Origin of the sequence: [Clostridium] hylemonae DSM 15053, assembly GCF_008281175.1 — a bacterium.
Classification (GTDB): Bacteria; Bacillota; Clostridia; order Lachnospirales; family Lachnospiraceae; genus Extibacter; species Extibacter hylemonae.
Genome location: NZ_CP036524.1, coordinates 2,608,938 through 2,627,228, shown reverse-complemented (window position 1 = coordinate 2,627,228; position 18,291 = coordinate 2,608,938). Strand labels below are relative to the sequence as shown.

The window sequence follows — 18,291 nt, the reverse complement described above, 5'->3', positions numbered from 1 at the left end:
CAGGGAGAAGTTACTGCTTTATGAGAAGCAGCAGATCGAACTGAAGCATCAACTGAAGATGGCGCAGTTTGACGCGCTGCAAAAACAGGTGACGCCCCATTTTATTTTTAATGTCATCAATACGATCTCCAGACTGTTATCCATGAAAGAATATGACACCGCGGCAAAAATGCTCGATTCATTTGCCAGCATGATGCGTTACAGTCTCCTGGACGTGAAGTCAACAGTCATGCTGAAGCAGGAACTGAACTATATAGAGAATTTTCTGATGATACAGAAGATTCGGTTTGGGGACCGCATTGAATATGAGCTGGAATGTGATCCCGGGCTTCTGGATATCGAAGTTCCGTTTTTCTTCCTGCAGCCGTTAGTGGAAAACTCGATCAAGCATGGTCTTCTGGACAAACCGGAGGGTGGAAAGGTATTGCTTGCCTGTGCGAAAGTAAAAGACGGATGTGTCATTACGCTTGAGGATAACGGGACCGGTATCGAAGCCGGCAAGCTGCACAGTATAAAGGAAAATCTGCTGACAACAAAAGGCAGCCGGGATTCGGAACATATTGGGCTTTACAATTGTTATAACAGGCTGAAGCTGCTGTTTGGGAGCAATATGAAATTCTTTATTGAGAGTGAAAGCGGGAAAGGGACTGCGATACAGATCATGTTTCATCTGTAGAAAGCAGGGCTGCCGGCTTTTGAAGGAATAATGCCGGCTTATAATTTTATGTATTGGAATTCATAATTGACATTTTTGCTGCGCAATGATATATTCATATCATAAGGTGGATGGCGATATGGAAAGTCTGATTGGAAGGTACTGGAAAGAATTACAGCAGAAGATCGTTTCGGAGCAGGTGTTCTATTTATTTGTTATGCTGATTTTTTCAGAAGGCTGCCGTTGTATGAAAGGCATAGCATATAGCGGAAAATTTACACAAAAAAGTTTTAAAATGTCTTTTGAGGATGTTTATGATTATGATTTTAAAGTAGCTGTGCATCGATTTTCTGAGAAAGTGGACTGGGTCCTTGTTGAAAATGATGAAGAGATACAGCGTATACTGGGAGATGTGGAAAATTATATTTCCACATATATGAGAAACGACGTTTGTGGAAAAGGAGAGGGAATAACAGAAAAGATGGACGTACTGCTGCAGGCAGTGCTGGAATTGGAAGGATGGAGCGGAACATATCAGTCAACTCCGGCCAGCGTCCAGAAGCTGGTCGCAGAACTGCTTTCGGGCAGTCAGGCGAAGCATATGTTAGATCTGTGCTGTGGAACAGGACTTTACGGATTAACTCTGTATCATAAACTTTCCCGGGAAAATCCGGCGCTGACATTCTGTGGTATTGAAGTAGAGCCTGTGCTGTGTGATATTGCAGACATCAATTTATATTTACACGGTGTTGAACGTGGCAGGATCGTTAAAACGGACTTGCTGGCGCTGCCCCGATCCACGGTAGAAGAACTGGCAGACTTGATCGTTATGGATATTCCCCGCGGAAACAATGTTGCAGAGACATATGACAGAAGAGACTACAGGCTGATACATTTTGACAAGCAGCATATTTATTCAGACTGGATCTTTATTCAGGATGCTTTGTACAGGCTGAATGTAAAGGGACGCGCGGCTGTGTTAGCGACTTCCGGAGCCTTGATCCGTCTGAATGAAAAAGGGTTAAGGGAGCAGATCGTGTTAAGTGACTGGCTGGAGGCGGTGATCACCTTGCCGTCAAATTTATATCCCAGGATGGGAATTGGAACGGAACTTCTGATTTTTAATAAAAATAAGCGTCCCGAACGCCGTGAGAAAATCTTGTTTATAGACATCAGCAGTTATTATAAAATTGAAAAAAGGAATATGTGCGCTGTAACGGAAGAGGGAATTTACATTGCCGGTAAATGCTATCGGCACGGAACGGAACTGTCCGGCATTAGTGTTATGCTGAAAAGCACAGACCTTGACGCCGATACATGTTCTTTTAAACCAATACAGTACATTCAGCTTAAAGAAGAGGAAAGATTAGACAGTAATACTACGGTAGAAGATATAGCCGATATTATCAGAGGATCACAGACATTAACTAAAATTGCAGAGCAGGAAAAAGGGACAGCCTGCTTTATCAACATAAAAGATATACAGGACGGCAGAATTATTTATGAGACAGCTGAGCGGATACAGGAGGGACATCCGGCATACAAAGATAAATTCCGCGTCAGTGAAGATGATATCTTATTGACATCAAAAGGGTCGGTTATTAAGGCGGCTGTAGTTGGCGCAAATCCGCCTCCTGCGTTTATCAGTGGGAATATTACGCTGCTGCGGGTAGACGAAAGAAAGTATGATCCATATATTTTACTGGAATATTTATATTCCGGACAGGGACAGCTGGCGTTAGAGCGGATTCAGTCAGGCACGACCATACGGATATTGAGTAATGCAAGTATTAAGAAGATGAAAGTGCCTGAATATGATAAGGAGCTTATGAAAGTGATCGGGAAGCAGCTCAAACAGAACAGGGAAAGATATTTTAGCGAACAGAAGAGACTGACGGAATCTTATCAAAAAGAAAGGCAGAAGCTGCTTGAGATACTGAAGGAGGAAAAGGATGGCAAAGATTTTTATTAGCTACAGTTCTAAAAATGAAAAGCTGGTAAGTTGTTTTCTGGAATTTTTGCAGATGGGCATGGGGGTCAATAATTCTGATATATTCTGCACAGCATATTCCGAAAGTTTTGTTACGGGAGAAACATTTATAGAAAAGATCAGAGAAAAACTACAGGAGTGTGAGGCTGTTATTTCACTGATCACAGAGGAATATCTGGAGAGTAAATTTTGTCTCACGGAGATGGGGGCGGCATGGGGAATGAGTAAGCAGTTTTTTCCGCTGCTGCTCGTTTCCTATGCAGACTTGTCGGATACACCGCTTCAAGGAATGGAGATGCGGAAATTATACTCAGAGGACGATATGAGCAGGGTATATGATGAACTGTATGACTGTGGGATAAGTCAAACACACCAGACGAATGAATTCCGCAAGAGACTGCCGGTATTTGTCAGACAGACAGAAAACTTTCTGAAGGGAGAGTATGTGATCGAAAAGGACAGCCTGGGATATTACGAGGCAACGGTCAGCAGTGTCCGTCAGGTAAAAGAAAACTACCGGTGCTACGGGATCAAAGGACATATAGCCGAGCCTCCGGATGGCGAAGAAGCGGCGAGTGACTGGCTGTTTTATTGGCGTGGTGTATTCCCGGATCTGCACGTGGGGGAAAAAGTACGTTTTAAAACTTCAAAGTCTAAGGTGAATAAGTTCCCGGATCTTGGTCTGGCCAGAAATATTTATCCGGATGATCTGCAGGTGTTGGGATAAGGAGCAGCCCTCTATTCAGAGGGCTGCTCCTTGTGGAAATAGTACCGCAGGGCCGCGGCGATATAGTCGGAGGCGCCTGCTCCATACTTTTTATCGTTGATTTCCCTGACAGTATCATGGGTATAGCTTTCTATCATCATATCCCAATATCCGTCACCCATATCGATTCCCATATTGTTCTCCTGTGAAAACTCAATGATATCCCGGACAGTGCTCTGAATATCCTCGGAAGTGATATCTCTGGTCATGTCGGACGTCAGTTTCGTGAACAGATCATCGCTGTGCTGTAATATCTCATCCTTTCTTTCGGCGATTTCATTTGCCTGTTCCATCAGCTCTGAAAAATGCTCCAGATTATACTTCATGGCCTCTGTGTATTTCTCTATGCTGCCGAATTGTTTAATTGCTAGTTCTGCCATGTGTCCGTCATCCTCCCTTATTTTACGGATGAATTCATTGAATTTCTCAACGCTTCCCCAATATTTGATGACGTCGTCTGTTTTTTCATTTTTAAATGTTTCTAATGCCTCAATATATTCACTCAGGTCAAATTCCTTAAAACTCATGCATTGTTCTCCTTTCTCCAGTCTGCCCAGCAGTCCGATAAGCTTATCTATCCGGTCCCGCTTTAATTTGAGCAGGTTTTTCTGATTTTTGAACGCTTTGATTTTATCAAAGCCCGGTTCCTCCAGAATCGCTTTGATCTCTCCCAGTTTAAAATCCAGTTCTTTAAAAAACAGGATCTGCTGCAGCTTCTGTAAAGCCTCGTCGTTGTAAAGACGATAGCCGGACGGTGTAAGCTCACTTGGTTTTAACAGATCGATCTCATCATAATACTGCAGAGTACGTGTGCTTATTCCCGTCAGCCTGGCAACCTGACTTATTGTTTTCATCGTTATCAGCCCCTTATCATAGAGAGTAAAGGAAGAAGCGCAGAATTCTGCCGGCGTATATCCTGTGCTCTTCCATAACTATATGGTACACTATCACGTTGCGTGTGAGTCAATCTTTTTTTCTGTGATATTCGTAAAATGTAATATTTAATTGACTGTAAACCCTGTTTATACTTTATACTGAACAAGAAGAATTATACTGAACAAGAAGAAGGTGATATTATATGACAATAAAAGAAGCGGAAGAGGCAACAAAGCTTCCAAGGTCAAACATCCGTTTTTACGAGAAAGAAGGACTTGTTGTTCCGCAGAGAAACAGTTCAAACGGCTACCGGGAATATTCCAGGAGCGATGTAGAGAACATAAGGAGAATCGCGTATCTGAGAACGCTTGGGTTTTCGATCGAGATGATCAGAGAGCTGATGAAGGGAAAGCGGTCTCTTTCTAAAGAGGTCAAAAGACAGGCGAAGATACTGGACAGCCAGATCGCGGACATGGAGAGCGCCAGAAAGCTGTGCGGTGCAATGCTGAAGGAGAAAGAGATCCATTTTCATGATTTGGACGTAGAGCGTTATGTGACTGATCTGGAAGAGCAGTGGAAAGAGAATCCGAATGTTTTACGGACGGACTGCGCAGGTTTTCTCTACCTTTGGGGTGGTACGGTCGTATGGAGTGTTCTGCTTGTGTTAAGCATGGCTGCCGCTTTCTTTTCTTACAGTTATCTGCCGTCTGAGATCCCCGTCCAGTGGAGCGGGGGAACCGTCAGCGCGACAGCCGGCAGAGAAGCGATATTCGCCTATCCCGCGGCCTGTGTTGTGATCAGATTTCTTCTGCGCCCGTTCCTGTGGAGATGGCTGTATACGCATACCGTCTACAGTGACAGCCTGACGAATTATATCACAAACTTTTTGTGCTTTGCAGCGCTGTCTGTAGAGATATTTACACTGCTTTTTCTGGGCGGGGCCGTCAGGCATTTCCCCATTGTTTTACTGACGGATATAATCATATTGGCAGTTACTTTTCTGATCGGTCGAAGAAGGATGCACAGGACAACCGTTAATTCCGATTGTTCCTGAAGAGTTCGGACAGCGCATATACGGCAAGAACAAAAGCCGTGAGGACGGAGATCCATATGAGACGCAGGTCTGCGATTATGCCGAGAAAAGCAAAAAACCACATAAAGGCAATACCGAAGGAGATTTTGGCCGCATAACGGTAGTCCGCCTTTTTCTCTTCCTCAGGCTGTCCTGCAAGAGCTCTCTTTTCCTCAGCGGAAGCAAGCAAATATTTATTCATGAGTACAGGACCTCTGTAATTCCAGGCGGAAATACCGTATATAAAACAGATAACAGTCAGAAAAACAAAAACCGCCCCAGCGATCAATTCAGCCATATAAAACCATCCTTTCCCATCCTTTTTACCAGCGTTCATAAAGACATGTTTTTCAAAGTCACGAGAGTATAGTCTAATTATGTGGTACTGCGGACAAAATAACAATGTTTTTTTCAAAATTTTCTTTTCAGCTGTATAGTTTTAGAGTAAAATCATAATAGTTAACACTGACGATATACCAGGAGATGACGTTATGATATTACAGAACGGCCGTCCCGCCTGTGCAGCAGGACGTGAAGATAAGGAAATGAAAGTGTATGATGTGCTGGACGGGCTTGGAATCGAGTATTCCAGGACAGACCACGGACCGGTGGGTACGATCGCGGATTGTCTGGAAGTAGATAAAGTGCTTGGCATTACGATCTGCAAAAATCTGTTTTTATGCAACCGGCAGAAGACAGCCTTTTATCTGCTCATGCTGCCGGGACATAAAGTGCTCCGGACGAAAGAACTGTCCGCCCAGATTCCAACATCCAGGCTCTCCTTCGCCTCGGGGGAGGATATGGTCAGATATATGAATGTGGCACCCGGCTCCGCGACTGTCATGGGTCTTATATATGACACGGACTGCTCAGTGCAGCTGCTTGTAGATGAAGAAATACTGCAGGAAGAGTATGTGGGATGTCACCCGTGCGTAAATACGTCAAGCCTGAAGCTTCGCACAGAGGATGTCTTCGGGAAATTTCTGGCCGCGGTGCATCATGATTATAAAACAGTGACATTAAGTAGTGATTCCCCTCAGTCCTGAGGGGAATTTTTATATTGCATCCATTTCTTCTTTTGTCGGGAATGCTGTATAGACACCGATTTTGCCGGCGCATATCATGGCGGCGCGGTGTGCCTTGATGGCAGCAAAGGAGAGGGGAGCGCCGTTTACAAGTTCCGCTGAAAGTACGCCTGTAAAGAAGTCCGTGACACCGGACATATCCGCGGTTGTGGACACCGAATAGGCGTCAAGAACAGTGAATTCTTCCTGTGTGGCAACAAGAACGCCCTGGTCATCCATCTGGACGAAAATAGCCTTTTTTATCTGGTTCAGCAGCAGATTGGCGGCTACACGTGCTCCCTTCAGATTATCGATCGCCATATCCAGGAGACTTGACGCTTTTGCGTAGTTCAGGACAAGGTAATCGATCTGCTTTAACAGCGCCTCTTCCATATCAGTAGAGGAAGAAGGGTTCACGACGACTGTCTTACCATATTTATTAGCCAGTTCTATGAGCCGCAGTGCAGCGCCGTAAGTTGAAAAGCCCAGGTGGATGACGACCATTTTACATTCTTTTATATAGGATTCAAAAGAATCAATATCCTCCGGCGTCATCTGATAATTTGCACCGAGGAAGTCGATATAAGTATTCTTTTTCTCCTTTTCAACCATAATGATTCCAAGGCCGGTATTAGTAGAATGAGCGTCCAGAAGCAGATTTAAGCAGACTCCTTCTTTTGCGAGGGTGTCCTTGATCTGGACGGCGAAGGCGTCTTCTCCAAGTTTCCCGAGGATGCCGACAGATACGCCTCTTCTTGCGATGCCGATCGCCTGGTTGCAGCCGTGGCCTCCTGTATTCAGAGATATTTCATTTCCGATGATTTTCCCGCCTATTATCTTGTGGCTGAGCTCCATAACGACATCTACGTTCAGCACGCCAAGAGTCAATATGTCCGGTCTTTCTGTCTGTTCTACCATTTACTCGACCCCCTTACAATGATATTAGGAAGCAGCATCTGCTCCAGCGTCTTTGTGTCTCTCAGAAAATTTCCGCTGTCCTTTTGGATGAAGTTTAGAAGATAATTTGCTCCCGCCATACCAATCTGGTAGCCGGAAGGAGCAGCCGAGGTGAGTCTTGGTTGTGTGCACTGTGCCAGTGAGGAGTTTCCGAGGCCGACTATAGAGATGTCTCCGGGAACATTTATTTCATTCGTGTGCAGCCATGACAGCACGCCCATAGCCTGAATATCGCTTTCCGTGATGACTCCGTCAGGATGTTCATCACTGTATGCGCAGGAAAAGACGCGGGATGCATCCTTTTCATTGACAGAGGAATATGCAGTACAGTAACTGCCGCCGGTTTCTTCGGCAGCTTTTTTTATTCCATCAATAAAATCGCTGTCGTTTTGCTGAAACGAGCTTAAAAGCAGCAGAAGCTTTTGTCGTTTCAGGTCATACAGATGTCTGGCGGCAGCGTATGCCGTCTCTTTTCTGCTGAAAGACAGAAAATGGATATTGTCTGCATTCAGACCACCGCCTTCTGACAGGAACACGGTATCGGAGTTGGCCGGAAGTGAATCGGCCAGCCCGTCGAGAGATTTGTGGCAGCAGTACACGAGAGCGCCCGATAAAGCCATGGAGCGCATATTCTCCAGACATTTTTTCTCTACCTTTATATTATTATCCGTGTTGTTAAACAAGATAAAGTAATTACATGTTGACAGGACATCGTCGATTCCTCTCAGCATATCTGCGAAAAATGGATTTGAAATGTCGGGCAGTATGACCGCGACGGCATTTATCTTTTCCTGCCGGAGTCCGCGTGCCAGTTCGTTGGAATAATAGCCAAGCTCTTCAATGGCCTCCAGCACCCGTTGTCTTGACTTGTCCGCAACAGCATCGGAATTACTCATAACTCTTGAAACGGTGGCGATACTGACGCCCGCCCGCTTAGCGACATCTTTTAATGTAACCATATACAGGTCTCCTCTTACTATACTTAGTTTTTCTCTGATTCCATTATATATGCTGAAAAAAGAAATGAAAACAGAGGAATGGAAAATAATGTAAAATATCCAAAAATTTTTGTTACCATACGTTCAAAAACAATTTGACAGTATTACATTTAAATGATATCATTATTTCATAAAAAAGTAAACGTTTACATTTAAAAGAAAAAAGAAATCAAAAGGAGGAAACAAAATGGCACACGGAAATTTTGACCTGCAGGGAAAGGTAGCGATCGTAACAGGAGCTACCAGGGGCATTGGACAGGGTATTGCCCTGGGCCTTGCGCAGGCCGGAGCACATATTGTATGTGTAGGGCGCTCAGATGATACAATAACGAGAGCGGGGGTTGAACAGCTCGGACGAAAGTATCTGAACATCAGGGCAGACATGGCTCAGAAGGAATCGCCGGACATGATCGTGAGGCAGACACTGGAAGCCTTCGGACGGATTGACATTTTAGTGAATGCGGCGGGAATTACGAGAAGGGCCATGGCGATCGATGTGACAGAAGAAGACTGGCAGGATGTGCTTGATGTCAATCTCACGGCGGTGTTCTTTATGTGTCAGCGGGTGGCCCGGCAGTTTATAAAGCAGGGAGGAGGCGGAAAGATCATCAACATCGGTTCCATGACGTCTTATCAGGGCGGCATCAAAGTGATACCGTACACAGCTTCAAAGGCTGCGGTAAGGATGATCACTATGCATATGTGTAATGAATGGGCACAGTACGGGATACATATCAATGCCATTGCCCCCGGGTATATAGAGACAGACATGACGGCGGCCATGCGCAGTGAGCCCGAGCGTATGGCAGAGACGGCGCCCAGAATCCCGATGAAGAGATGGGGCAGACCCGAAGATTTAGCAGGAGCGGCAGTATTTCTTGCCTCAGATGCCTCAGATTATGTAAATGGTTTTACGATAGCAGTCGACGGTGGATTTTTAGCGAAATCCTGATGGTTTCAACAGGACAGTGAGGGAAAATTATGAGAAAAATATTATCATTCGTACTTATTTTGGCAATGGTGGGAAGTCTCGCGGCAGGATGCGGGAAGAAAGAAGAGAAAGATGCTTCATCAGATAAAAAAGAAGGGACAGAGCTGGATTATCCAAAGCAGAACATCAACACAATCATCCAGTTTTCCGCCGGCGGGCCTACGGACTTGTCCGTGCGTGCGGCGCTGGACGCGGCTGGACCAAAGCTTCCTTCCGGCGTAAATTTTATGGCTTCTAATGTGACCGGCGGCGCAGGTCTTGTCGGTCTGAACCAGGTGGCCACGTCAAAGACAGACGGTTATACGCTTGGCTGTATCAATGTTGATCTGGCAATCAACTATGCGCTTGGCAGGACGGACATGTCGCCGGAAGATTTTGTGCCGCTGGCGTGTTCCATCGGCGACCCGTATGCCCTTGTAGTTAAGTCAGACGCCCCTTATGACACTATGGAAGAGTTCGTGGAATATGTGAAAGCACATCCGGGAGAAGTCTCTATAGGGGATTCCGGTGTCGGGGCCGCTCCGTATCTCTCAGCAGTTGCTGTGGCAGATTATTTTGACCTGGATTACAAACAAGTATCTTACGATGGTTCCAGCGATGCGGTGACAGCTGTTGTCGGCGGCCATATAGACGGCACATATACTCAGCTTTCCCCGGCGATGGGGCAGTTGGAGGCAGGCGGGCTGAAGGCCATTGCCACATTATCAAACGACCGGATTGAAGCATGGCCGGATATACCTACGGTGAAAGAGACGTATCCTGATGTAGACTTTGAGATTCTCGGGTGGGTCTTCATCTCTGCATACAAGGGAACAGATCCTGAGATTTGCGGCTATCTGGAGGATGTGCTTGGCGAAGCTGTCAAATCAGAGGAATTTCAGACGACGCTGAAAGAGCTGAATATGCAGAATATCCCGATGACTACAGAGGAGGCACAGGAGTTTATCGCGGAACAGCTTGCTTTTTATAAGGAGCTCTGCAAGGATATCAAGGTGGAATAGCCTGCGCAAAGGCGGGCAGACGGCAGGGAAACGGGACAATATTTCCGGTTCCCTGCCTCTTAAACAGTATGTGGAGGTAGCAACCATGAAAAAGTATAATGTTGGCATATCTGTTCTCATGTGCATGCTGGCGGCGGGCATTTTTTACTTCACAAAAGAATTTCCCAAATACTATGCAGGCGCGCCGGGGAGCGGTTTCTGGCCGCGTGTCATAGCGGCAGGCATTCTGATCGTATCGGCGGTACTGTTGGCTGAGACGTTTATCAAGAAAGAGGAAAAAAGCGGCCCCCCTATCGTATATACATCACAGGGAATAAAGAGAGTATATATATTATCCGGGCTGATCGTATTGTTCGGGATCGGCCTGCAGTATCTTGGGCTAGTCATAGCGGCATTGTTGTTTGTCCCGGCGGTTATGTTCACACTGGGAGAGAAACGGGGGATATGGCTGGCGGCAGGAGGGGTCGGCGTGACTGCGGCTATCTATGTAATATTTGCAGTCGGCCTGCATGTAGTCCTGCCGAGGGCATTTTTTATGTAGAGAAAGGAGGGGATCGAATGAGTGTTTTTGTGGATGTTTTCTTAAATATCATGCAGCCATATCATCTGTTTTGCGTATGTGGAGGTGTGCTGATCGGTATCCTCGTAGGTGTTATGCCGGGGTTGTCCTCAGTCATGGGAATGTCGGTCACGCTGCCGCTTACATTGTCGCTGGATGGATATGGAGGCATACTGATGATGCTGGGTATTTTCTGCGGAGCCATATATGGGGGCTCTATAACAGCGATTCTTATTAATACACCCGGCACGGCCAACTCTGCCGCCACTTGTCTGGACGGTCATCCGATGGTGACAAAGCTTAAGCAGCCGGGGCGTGCTCTGGGAATCTCCACGACTGCATCTCTCTGCGGGGGTGTGTTTTCTGCCTTTGTGTTACTGTGGACAGCCCCGCTGCTGGCGAAAGTGGCACTGAAGTTTAGTGCACCGGAATATTTTGCGCTTGGAGTTTTTGGTCTTAGCATTGTGACAAGCGTATCGAGCAGATCCATATGGAAAGGCATTTTAGGAGCATTTCTGGGGCTGTTTCTTTCTACTATCGGAATGGACACGATCAACGGTACGTACAGATTTACGTTTGACCGGATATATTTGACCGGGGGAATCAATTTTGTTCCCGTTCTGATCGGTCTTTTTGCTCTTTCACAGGGACTTATCTCTGTTGAGGAACAGTATGGAAAGGTGAAGGAGAAAGTAAAGGGAAAACTGGAGCGTGTGCTTCCGACAAGGGCTGATCTAAAGGCTATATGGAAGACTATTTTAAGGTCCAGCATTCTCGGTTCTATTATTGGAGCTATACCGGGGACCGGCGGCGATATCGCTTCGTGGATCGGATACAACGAGGCAAAGAGATGGTCGCGGCACCCGGAAAGGTTCGGGGAAGGCGTGCCGGAAGGGATTGCTGCGCCGGAAGCTGCAAACAATGCAGTGTGCGGGGGAGCTCTGATACCGCTGCTTACACTTGGGATACCGGGAGACGCCTGCACGGCTATCATGCTCGGGGCACTGATGGTTCAGGGGATCGTGCCGGGACCGCTGCTGTTCGTGGAACAGACGGACAAGGTATATACGATAATCATCGGCCTGTTTATTGCGAATATTGCGATGGGCATTCTCGGATATCTTGGAATCCGCGTGTTTTCCAAGATCGTAAATGTGCCGAATAAACTCATGGTGCCGATCATCTTCGTGTTCTGCTTCGTGGGGACATATGCCCTGAACAATAACATTTACGACGTGTATCTGATGATAATCGCCGGTTTTGTGGGATTTTTCCTGCTGAAGCTGGACTTTTCCATACCGCCGATCATATTGGGAATGATATTGGGTAAGACGATTGAAAACAATTTTAGACGCTCCCTTGTAATGTCCAATGGAAATCCGCTGATCTTCATACAGCATCCGATATCGCTGGCGCTGCTGATCATCGCGTTCGGGGCGGTATTCTATCCGTTCATCCAGCCGGCCATAAAGAGGAAACTGGCAGGAAGCAGAAAGAGAAGAGACGACAGGGGGGACATGTCATGAGATGTATGTACTGCGAAGAGGGCGGACCGGATCTTATCAGGATAAGAAAGGTGAAGAGACACACACTGTACCTGCACCGTGATCAGACCTATCCGGGGCGCTGTATACTGGCGGCAGAACAGCACATAAAGAAGTTGACAGATTTAACGGCAGAGGAATACACACAGCTGTGCAGGGAAATGTACACAGCAGCCGTGATTCTGAATCGCCTGTTCTCACCGGATAAGATCAATTATGCTATTCTCGGAGACTGTTCGGAGCATTTGCATATACATATTGTTCCTAAGTACAAGGAGAAGAAAAACTGGGGGTATCTGTTTGAAATGAATGAGGAGCATCCGGTACTGCTTGAGAATGAAGCGTATGAAGCTGTGAGACAGAGGATCATAAAGGAACTGGAAAGAGAGGAGGCGGCACTTTGAAGTTATCAGAAAGATTTTATCCGTCTCTTCTTGCGTCTGAATGTTTTTATCCATATCTGGACAGAGAGGAGATTTTGCTCGATGCAGTCGAAAAAATACTGGACGAGGGTTATTACCGCCGGCTGGAGACAGGCACGCTCCATTCTAAAAGACTCAGATCCAGACTTGCAGATATAGTAGGCCGGTACGGTGTCGGATTCACACAGTGGATAACCAGCGACCTGTCCGCGCCCGGCCTCAACCCGTCGGCTGCAGACAGAGAGGTAAGGAGGAAAACCACGGACAAGATCAAAAAACTGGTGGATATGGCGGCTGAGAGCGGCGCTGACCGGATCGCCATGGTCAGCGGACCGGATCCGGGGGAGAAGTTCAGAGAAGAAGCCAGTGAGGGACTGGAGGAAGTTCTTCAGTCGGTACTGGAGCAGGTGGAAAAGTACCCCGGAATGAAACTTCTTTTGGAACCACTGGACAGAGGGGCGCACAAAAACCGTCTTATCGGTCCGTCGGACGAAGCTGTACGGCTGGTGAGACTGGCAGACATGGGGCGCAATGAGTGCCTGCTGTCATGGGACAGCGCACATGCGGCGCTGAATGGTGAACATCTGAAAGAATCTCTGTGTACGTCGGCTTCGTATCTGGGACATATCCATCTGGCCAATGCTGTCCTGAATCCGGAACTGGATGGGTATGGGGACTGGCATATGCAGATGGGAGAGCCGGGATTTCTGGATGTCTCCTGCGGAGCCGGGATCTTGGCGGATGCGGCAGCTGTTCTGCCCGGGGAAGAGATGTATGGCGTATCGGTCGAGTGCAGGTGCCCGGCGGATACAAATCCGTTTATTAACGAGAGAGACTGCAGAACTTTTTTGAAACAGGTTCTGGACAGGGACGTGAACGTCTGAGGAGGAAGATATGGAGATTCGGAAAAAACGAATTGCTCACCTGGAGAAGGTATATGCAGTTACGGCGGTCCGGGTTGACGGGAGAGAGTTCTGTATGGCGGCATCCGAGAACAGGGGAGGTACCTGCCTTCTCATTGACCCGGAGTCAGAAGAATGCTTTACCGTCTGGAACGGTCCGGGCGGAGTGATGTCGCTTGTGCCGCTGAAAGAGGAGCAGGCGGTACTGTCCATAGAAGGATTTTATCCGGTGTATGATTCTAAGGAGGCAGCTGTCTGCAAGACAGTGCTGGCTTTTCGGGATGGAAAGCTCACGACAGATAAAACAGAGCTTTGCCGGCTGCCGTATGTGCACCGCATCGGAATAGTGAACGGGGATGGAAAGACATTTCTCATTGCGTCAACATTATGTAATGATAAGGCATACGTGGAGGACTGGAATCATCCGGGCGCCGTATATGTAGGGGAATACGTGAAAGGCTGTCCTGTGTCACTGACGTGTCTCTATGAGGGACTCACGAAGAATCATGGGATGTACATCAAGGAAGATAACAGTTGTGCTCATATATTTGTAGGGGCTGCAGAGGGCATCCTGCATCTGTGCAAAGCCGGAGCGTGGTCTGCAAGACTGTGGAAGGCGGGGGAGACGAGCGATGTATGGCTGGAAGACGTGGACGGCGACGGTAATGATGAGATCGCGGCAATACAGGGGTTTCACGGAGACCGCATCCGTTTTCTGAGACGGCAGGGTGAGCGGTATTGCTGTATCGGGGAACTTCCGGTACAGTTTGGACATGTTCTCTGGGCCGGAGAACTGTTCGGGGAACTTTATATCATCGGGGGAAGCCGTGCCGGGGATAAGGCGCTGTCATTTTACCGTGTGGAGAGAAAAAAGAAGCCGGTATTTGTACCCGTTTACTGCGACTTTGGAACTGGTGCCGCACAGATCGCAGTTGTGCGTGGTAAACGCTCGGCGAGGATCTTTGCGGCGAGTCACGGAGAAGATGCCGTTGATATGTATACGTTATCAGGGAACTGATTTAATGAGCGGTATTACTTGGATGCGAAGGGACTGTGTCCGGCACAGCCGGCGTATTTCCGGAGCCCTTTGTCACGGTGTACAGGCTGTACAGTGAAGGAAGGCTGAAAGAGGCGCAAATGATGCAGAAGATATGTGTCAGATTTTGTGACGCGCTCCGGTGCGGCAGCAATATGTCTTATTTTAAAGAAGCGCTTAAGATAAGAGGGATCGATGTGGGTGGAATGAGAAGTCCGCAGCTTGATCTGGAGCGTCAGCAGACAGAGGCATTAGAGAAGAGGCTGGAAATACTCTGCAATGATGCCGGCATACCACTGAAACTTTTTTGATATGGAAAGGAATGGAAAGATGGGAAAAATACTGATCACAGCGTCTCATTATCATGAGCTCTGTGCAGATGCCAGGGAGCTTCTGGAATCCCGGGGACATGAACTTATGATCAATGAAAGTGCGCTGCCTTATTATACGTTTCAGCAGCTTGCCGAAGTGGTGGGAAATATAGATGCTGCTGTCGTCGGTCTGGATGAGTGGACGGAAGAAGTATTTCGAATGGCTCCGAGGCTGAAAGTGATAGCAAAGTTCGGAGTAGGAACAGATAATATTGATTGTGATACTGCAAAGGAATACGGCATCAAGGTGATCAACGCGCCGGGACAGAATTCAAATGCGGTGGCGGAGCTTACGGTAGGCTTTATGATACAGTTGCTGCGGAATATACTGCCGCTTTACGAGGGTATACGTCAGGGACAGTGGGTGCGGTACATAGGAGGAGAACTGAAAGGAAAGACAGTGGGGCTTTTCGGATTTGGCGCTGTCGCAAAACTGGTGGCAAAGAAGTTAAGCAGCTTTGAGACGGAAGTGATTGCCTGCGACCTGCATCCTGATTCAGAATACGCAAAGAAATATAATGTAGGACTTGTGTCCGCGGAGGAAGTCGTGGAGAGAAGTGATATACTGAGCGTACATCTGCCTGCAACGTCTGCGACATATCATCTGGTAGATAAAGCTATGATATCAAAGATGAAACGGGGTGCCTGTATGATCAATTGTGCGAGGGGTGCGGTTGTAGATACAGAAGCGCTGACAGAGGCGCTTAAGAGCGGATACCTGGCGGGGGCAGCGCTGGATGCCTTTGAGACAGAGCCGCTTCCGGCGGATTCGCTGCTCTTAACGTGTGACAACGTCATCTGCACTCCCCACACTGGAGCAGAGACATATGAGGCATACAGAAATGTAAGCCTTTGCACGGCACAGGGAATATTAGATGTGCTGGAAGGCAGGGAACCTTTATACTGGGTAAACAGAACAGGGGGAACTATATGAAGAATAAAATAGGATTCTGCGAATGGGTGATGCCAATAAAAGGTCCTTCCGTATTTGCTATTGCAGCCGGACTTGGAGCAGACGGTGTGCAGATCGACGACTGGGGAAGCTATTCCCAGAGCTTTCCGATGGCAGAAAAAAGAATACAGCATTTGTATACAGAAGAAGCAAAGAAGTGCGGGATGGAGATCGCATCCATGGGATGTAACGGTTTTTCAAGGGCTGGCGGGCTTGTGAACCGTCTCGGTACTCCGGAAGGGGATATCTCGCTTCTGGCGATCAGGACAGGAATCCGTACGTGCGTGGAGATGAATGTACCCCTTCTTATGCTGCCCTGCTGCTGGGATGGTTATCTCAGAACAGAAGCAGATATTGAAAATGCCTCAGAAATGCTGCGGACAGTCTGTAAAGAGGCAGAGGAAAAGAATGTGACCGTAGCGGTGGAAACCGTGCTTTCTCCGAAAAAGCTGAAGGAAATGTCAGACTATATTGGATCAACATCATTTAAGATATATTATGACACACAGAATACTCAGTATTTTGCCGGTGCCTGTCCGTCGGAGGAATTGAGACAGATGGACGTCTCTGATATTGCGGAAGTACATTTTAAAGAAGGACTTGCGGATGTACAGGGATGCCGATGCTTTGGGGAGGGAGAGACCGGGTTTGAGGAATCCGCAGAGGTACTTTGCAGAGGTGGATATGAAGGCTGGCTCATGATTGAAAATTTTTACCGGAAGCCGGCATTTAAATCAGGATGCAGGGATGTCTATGAGGCAATGAAAAGAGATGTGGAGACGTTGAGACGTGCGTTTGCACTGTGGTAAACGGCAAAGGCCGGTGCAGATAATACTGCATCGGCCTTTGTTCATTGATATTTTCCTGCACTTCTGTCTGTTCTTATGTACTTTTTCTCTTCTTCCGAGAGCAGTCCCGGAAGAAAGCCGCCGATAAAAGCGTCTCCCAGCCCTATTGTCACAGGGCGGCCGACGTGGTTCAGATCCAGTCCGGGGAGGCACAATAGTCGTTCTTCTCCCAACAGTGAAGTGAGCCTGCGGCAGAAGCCGATGCTGGAGTGCCTTGCCGGAATCGCTTTTGTATCTTCGTAATCTTGTTCTGTGAACCTGCTGCCGATGCGGAATCTTGTAGATGCCATCCAGATGCCGCCTTCCAGGGCTTCCTGCACGTTTCGGGGCTGTACGCCATATGCCAGCGCCCAATAGGCGGAGTGGCAGATGAGAAGCGGAACCTTCGCCTGTTCGTACATTTCTTTTACAGCTGCGGCTACTTCTTCAGCACTGGTTATATCTACAGGGTGCTGTACGTATCCCTGAAGCTCGTCCTCATTCAGGCTCAGCATATCAAGATGCGGGGCAAGAGTCTGTATCGTAAGCAGACCGATGGAGATATCTTCGTGTCCGCCGTCCTCGTAAAAAGTGATACATTCCGGGGAAAGTTCTTCCATGATCTGTATGGTCGTATTCAGCCTTCTTTTTAATACTTCTTTATCTTCGATCACATTATAACCGGCTGCCAGAAACACCTTGGCATCTTTTATCATTGCGCGGAAATCTTCATTGATCATGAGTCGTTTGCTTGGCAGGTCGTAGTCAAAGATGGCCCGGTTGGAGCGGGGAACGGTAAAATCAATATCATTTCCTTTTATATGCGCTCCTTTGGGGAACTGAAAAATGACATGAGGATGGAACGCATCCCCCTCATCCGGCACACTTGTTATCCAGTCAACGGTCGGAGAGACGAGATCCCTGAAATAACGGTTGAAGCTGCAGGCGTGGAGACAGCAGCGGTACCCGAGACGCCCCATAGATTCTGCGGCGCGCACAGGGGTGCCGCCTAATGTGATCTCATAGGAAAAGCGGTCTGCAAAAGAACGGACGATCGAATCTGACGATGTGAAGCGTTCCCCTCCGGTTCCGGACCTCATATAACCGAGCAGTGCTATGATGATATCCCGTTCCGATCGTATTTGTACATCACAGCAGATTTCTGATTCATGAATCTGGTAGGAATCAATAAGTGAATGGAGTATATCCGGATCCCATTCCAGCTCGAAATCAACGGTGTTCTGAAATCCCATGGCAATATAGTGTCTCATGATATCTGAACCTCCTTCTTTATATATTTTTTTGGGA

The 18,291-nt window shown here is 47.5% G+C and carries 19 protein-coding genes and 1 pseudogene; 15 read left to right on the top strand and 5 right to left on the bottom strand.

Annotated features, from left to right (window positions below):
- Nucleotides 1-58 precede the first annotated feature (58 nt).
- From LAJLEIBI_RS18360 to LAJLEIBI_RS12165, 3 genes are all read left to right on the top strand, one after another.
- Complete coding sequence (locus tag LAJLEIBI_RS18360; RefSeq protein ID WP_227055111.1) at nucleotides 59-676, top strand: sensor histidine kinase; 618 nt, start codon at nucleotides 59-61, stop codon at nucleotides 674-676.
- Between the two features lie 118 nt (nucleotides 677-794).
- Complete coding sequence (locus LAJLEIBI_RS12170) at nucleotides 795-2,627, top strand: N-6 DNA methylase (protein ID WP_040434814.1); 1,833 nt, start codon at nucleotides 795-797, stop codon at nucleotides 2,625-2,627.
- Nucleotides 2,608-3,372, top strand: coding sequence for a toll/interleukin-1 receptor domain-containing protein (locus tag LAJLEIBI_RS12165; RefSeq protein WP_006442380.1), 765 nt, complete (start codon nucleotides 2,608-2,610; stop codon nucleotides 3,370-3,372). Before LAJLEIBI_RS12170 ends, LAJLEIBI_RS12165 begins: the two co-directional genes overlap by 20 nt.
- An 11-nt stretch (nucleotides 3,373-3,383) precedes the next feature.
- Here LAJLEIBI_RS12165 and LAJLEIBI_RS12160 read toward each other — a convergent pair whose 3' ends face one another.
- Nucleotides 3,384-4,265: a MerR family transcriptional regulator gene (locus LAJLEIBI_RS12160; RefSeq protein ID WP_006442379.1), complete on the bottom strand. Its 882-nt coding sequence runs from the start codon at nucleotides 4,263-4,265 to the stop codon at nucleotides 3,384-3,386.
- Nucleotides 4,266-4,489: 224 nt separating this feature from the next.
- Between LAJLEIBI_RS12160 and LAJLEIBI_RS12155 the strand changes: the two genes are divergently transcribed.
- Nucleotides 4,490-5,341: a MerR family transcriptional regulator gene (locus tag LAJLEIBI_RS12155; RefSeq protein ID WP_147570445.1), complete on the top strand. Its 852-nt coding sequence runs from the start codon at nucleotides 4,490-4,492 to the stop codon at nucleotides 5,339-5,341.
- Here the strand turns inward: LAJLEIBI_RS12155 and LAJLEIBI_RS12150 are convergent.
- Nucleotides 5,322-5,657, bottom strand: a complete 336-nt coding sequence (locus LAJLEIBI_RS12150) for a hypothetical protein (protein ID WP_040434813.1) — start codon at nucleotides 5,655-5,657, stop codon at nucleotides 5,322-5,324. The genes LAJLEIBI_RS12155 and LAJLEIBI_RS12150 overlap by 20 nt on opposite strands.
- A gap of 193 nt (nucleotides 5,658-5,850) precedes the next feature.
- Between LAJLEIBI_RS12150 and LAJLEIBI_RS12145 the strand changes: the two genes are divergently transcribed.
- A complete protein-coding gene (locus LAJLEIBI_RS12145) occupies nucleotides 5,851-6,405 on the top strand; it encodes a prolyl-tRNA synthetase associated domain-containing protein (protein ID WP_006442375.1) in 555 nt (184 codons plus the stop codon).
- A 9-nt stretch (nucleotides 6,406-6,414) separates the two neighbouring features.
- Here the strand turns inward: LAJLEIBI_RS12145 and LAJLEIBI_RS12140 are convergent, their stop codons facing one another.
- Together LAJLEIBI_RS12140 and LAJLEIBI_RS12135 are read right to left on the bottom strand one after the other, a co-directional pair.
- Nucleotides 6,415-7,341, bottom strand: coding sequence for a PfkB family carbohydrate kinase (locus LAJLEIBI_RS12140; protein ID WP_006442374.1), 927 nt, complete (start codon nucleotides 7,339-7,341; stop codon nucleotides 6,415-6,417).
- Nucleotides 7,335-8,339, bottom strand: a complete 1,005-nt coding sequence (locus LAJLEIBI_RS12135; RefSeq protein WP_006442373.1) for a LacI family DNA-binding transcriptional regulator — start codon at nucleotides 8,337-8,339, stop codon at nucleotides 7,335-7,337. Before LAJLEIBI_RS12135 ends, LAJLEIBI_RS12140 begins: the two co-directional genes overlap by 7 nt.
- A 226-nt stretch (nucleotides 8,340-8,565) precedes the next feature.
- Between LAJLEIBI_RS12135 and kduD the strand changes: the two genes are divergently transcribed.
- From kduD to LAJLEIBI_RS12085, 10 genes and pseudogenes are all read left to right on the top strand, one after another.
- The gene (gene kduD / locus LAJLEIBI_RS12130; RefSeq protein WP_006442372.1) at nucleotides 8,566-9,330 is read left to right on the top strand and encodes a 2-dehydro-3-deoxy-D-gluconate 5-dehydrogenase KduD; all 765 of its coding nucleotides are present in this window, start codon (nucleotides 8,566-8,568) and stop codon (nucleotides 9,328-9,330) included.
- Nucleotides 9,331-9,359: 29 nt separating this feature from the next.
- A complete protein-coding gene (locus tag LAJLEIBI_RS12125; protein ID WP_006442370.1) occupies nucleotides 9,360-10,370 on the top strand; it encodes a tripartite tricarboxylate transporter substrate binding protein in 1,011 nt (336 codons plus the stop codon).
- A gap of 85 nt (nucleotides 10,371-10,455) precedes the next feature.
- Nucleotides 10,456-10,911 (top strand): tripartite tricarboxylate transporter TctB family protein, encoded by a 456-nt coding sequence (locus LAJLEIBI_RS12120; RefSeq protein ID WP_006442368.1) that lies wholly within the window; start codon nucleotides 10,456-10,458, stop codon nucleotides 10,909-10,911.
- 17 nt (nucleotides 10,912-10,928) lie between these two features.
- Nucleotides 10,929-12,455, top strand: a complete 1,527-nt coding sequence (locus tag LAJLEIBI_RS12115) for a tripartite tricarboxylate transporter permease (protein WP_006442366.1) — start codon at nucleotides 10,929-10,931, stop codon at nucleotides 12,453-12,455.
- The gene (locus LAJLEIBI_RS12110; RefSeq protein WP_006442365.1) at nucleotides 12,452-12,877 is read left to right on the top strand and encodes an HIT family protein; all 426 of its coding nucleotides are present in this window, start codon (nucleotides 12,452-12,454) and stop codon (nucleotides 12,875-12,877) included. The genes LAJLEIBI_RS12115 and LAJLEIBI_RS12110 overlap by 4 nt, the downstream gene beginning before the upstream one ends.
- Nucleotides 12,874-13,779 (top strand): sugar phosphate isomerase/epimerase family protein, encoded by a 906-nt coding sequence (locus tag LAJLEIBI_RS12105; RefSeq protein ID WP_006442364.1) that lies wholly within the window; start codon nucleotides 12,874-12,876, stop codon nucleotides 13,777-13,779. The genes LAJLEIBI_RS12110 and LAJLEIBI_RS12105 overlap by 4 nt, the downstream gene beginning before the upstream one ends.
- A 10-nt stretch (nucleotides 13,780-13,789) precedes the next feature.
- Nucleotides 13,790-14,815 carry a hypothetical protein gene (locus LAJLEIBI_RS12100; protein WP_006442363.1) on the top strand — a complete coding sequence of 342 codons (1,026 nt, stop codon included), beginning with the start codon at nucleotides 13,790-13,792 and terminating at the stop codon, nucleotides 14,813-14,815.
- A 23-nt stretch (nucleotides 14,816-14,838) separates the two neighbouring features.
- Nucleotides 14,839-15,144: pseudogene (locus LAJLEIBI_RS12095) on the top strand (dihydrodipicolinate synthase family protein); the annotation flags it as partial.
- Nucleotides 15,145-15,163: 19 nt separating this feature from the next.
- Nucleotides 15,164-16,138 (top strand): phosphoglycerate dehydrogenase, encoded by a 975-nt coding sequence (locus LAJLEIBI_RS12090; RefSeq protein ID WP_040434812.1) that lies wholly within the window; start codon nucleotides 15,164-15,166, stop codon nucleotides 16,136-16,138.
- Nucleotides 16,135-16,965 carry a sugar phosphate isomerase/epimerase family protein gene (locus LAJLEIBI_RS12085; RefSeq protein WP_006442360.1) on the top strand — a complete coding sequence of 277 codons (831 nt, stop codon included), beginning with the start codon at nucleotides 16,135-16,137 and terminating at the stop codon, nucleotides 16,963-16,965. The genes LAJLEIBI_RS12090 and LAJLEIBI_RS12085 overlap by 4 nt, the downstream gene beginning before the upstream one ends.
- A gap of 41 nt (nucleotides 16,966-17,006) precedes the next feature.
- Here the strand turns inward: LAJLEIBI_RS12085 and LAJLEIBI_RS12080 are convergent, their stop codons facing one another.
- Nucleotides 17,007-18,254 carry an ADP-dependent glucokinase/phosphofructokinase gene (locus LAJLEIBI_RS12080; protein ID WP_040434811.1) on the bottom strand — a complete coding sequence of 416 codons (1,248 nt, stop codon included), beginning with the start codon at nucleotides 18,252-18,254 and terminating at the stop codon, nucleotides 17,007-17,009.
- Nucleotides 18,255-18,291 lie beyond the last annotated feature (37 nt).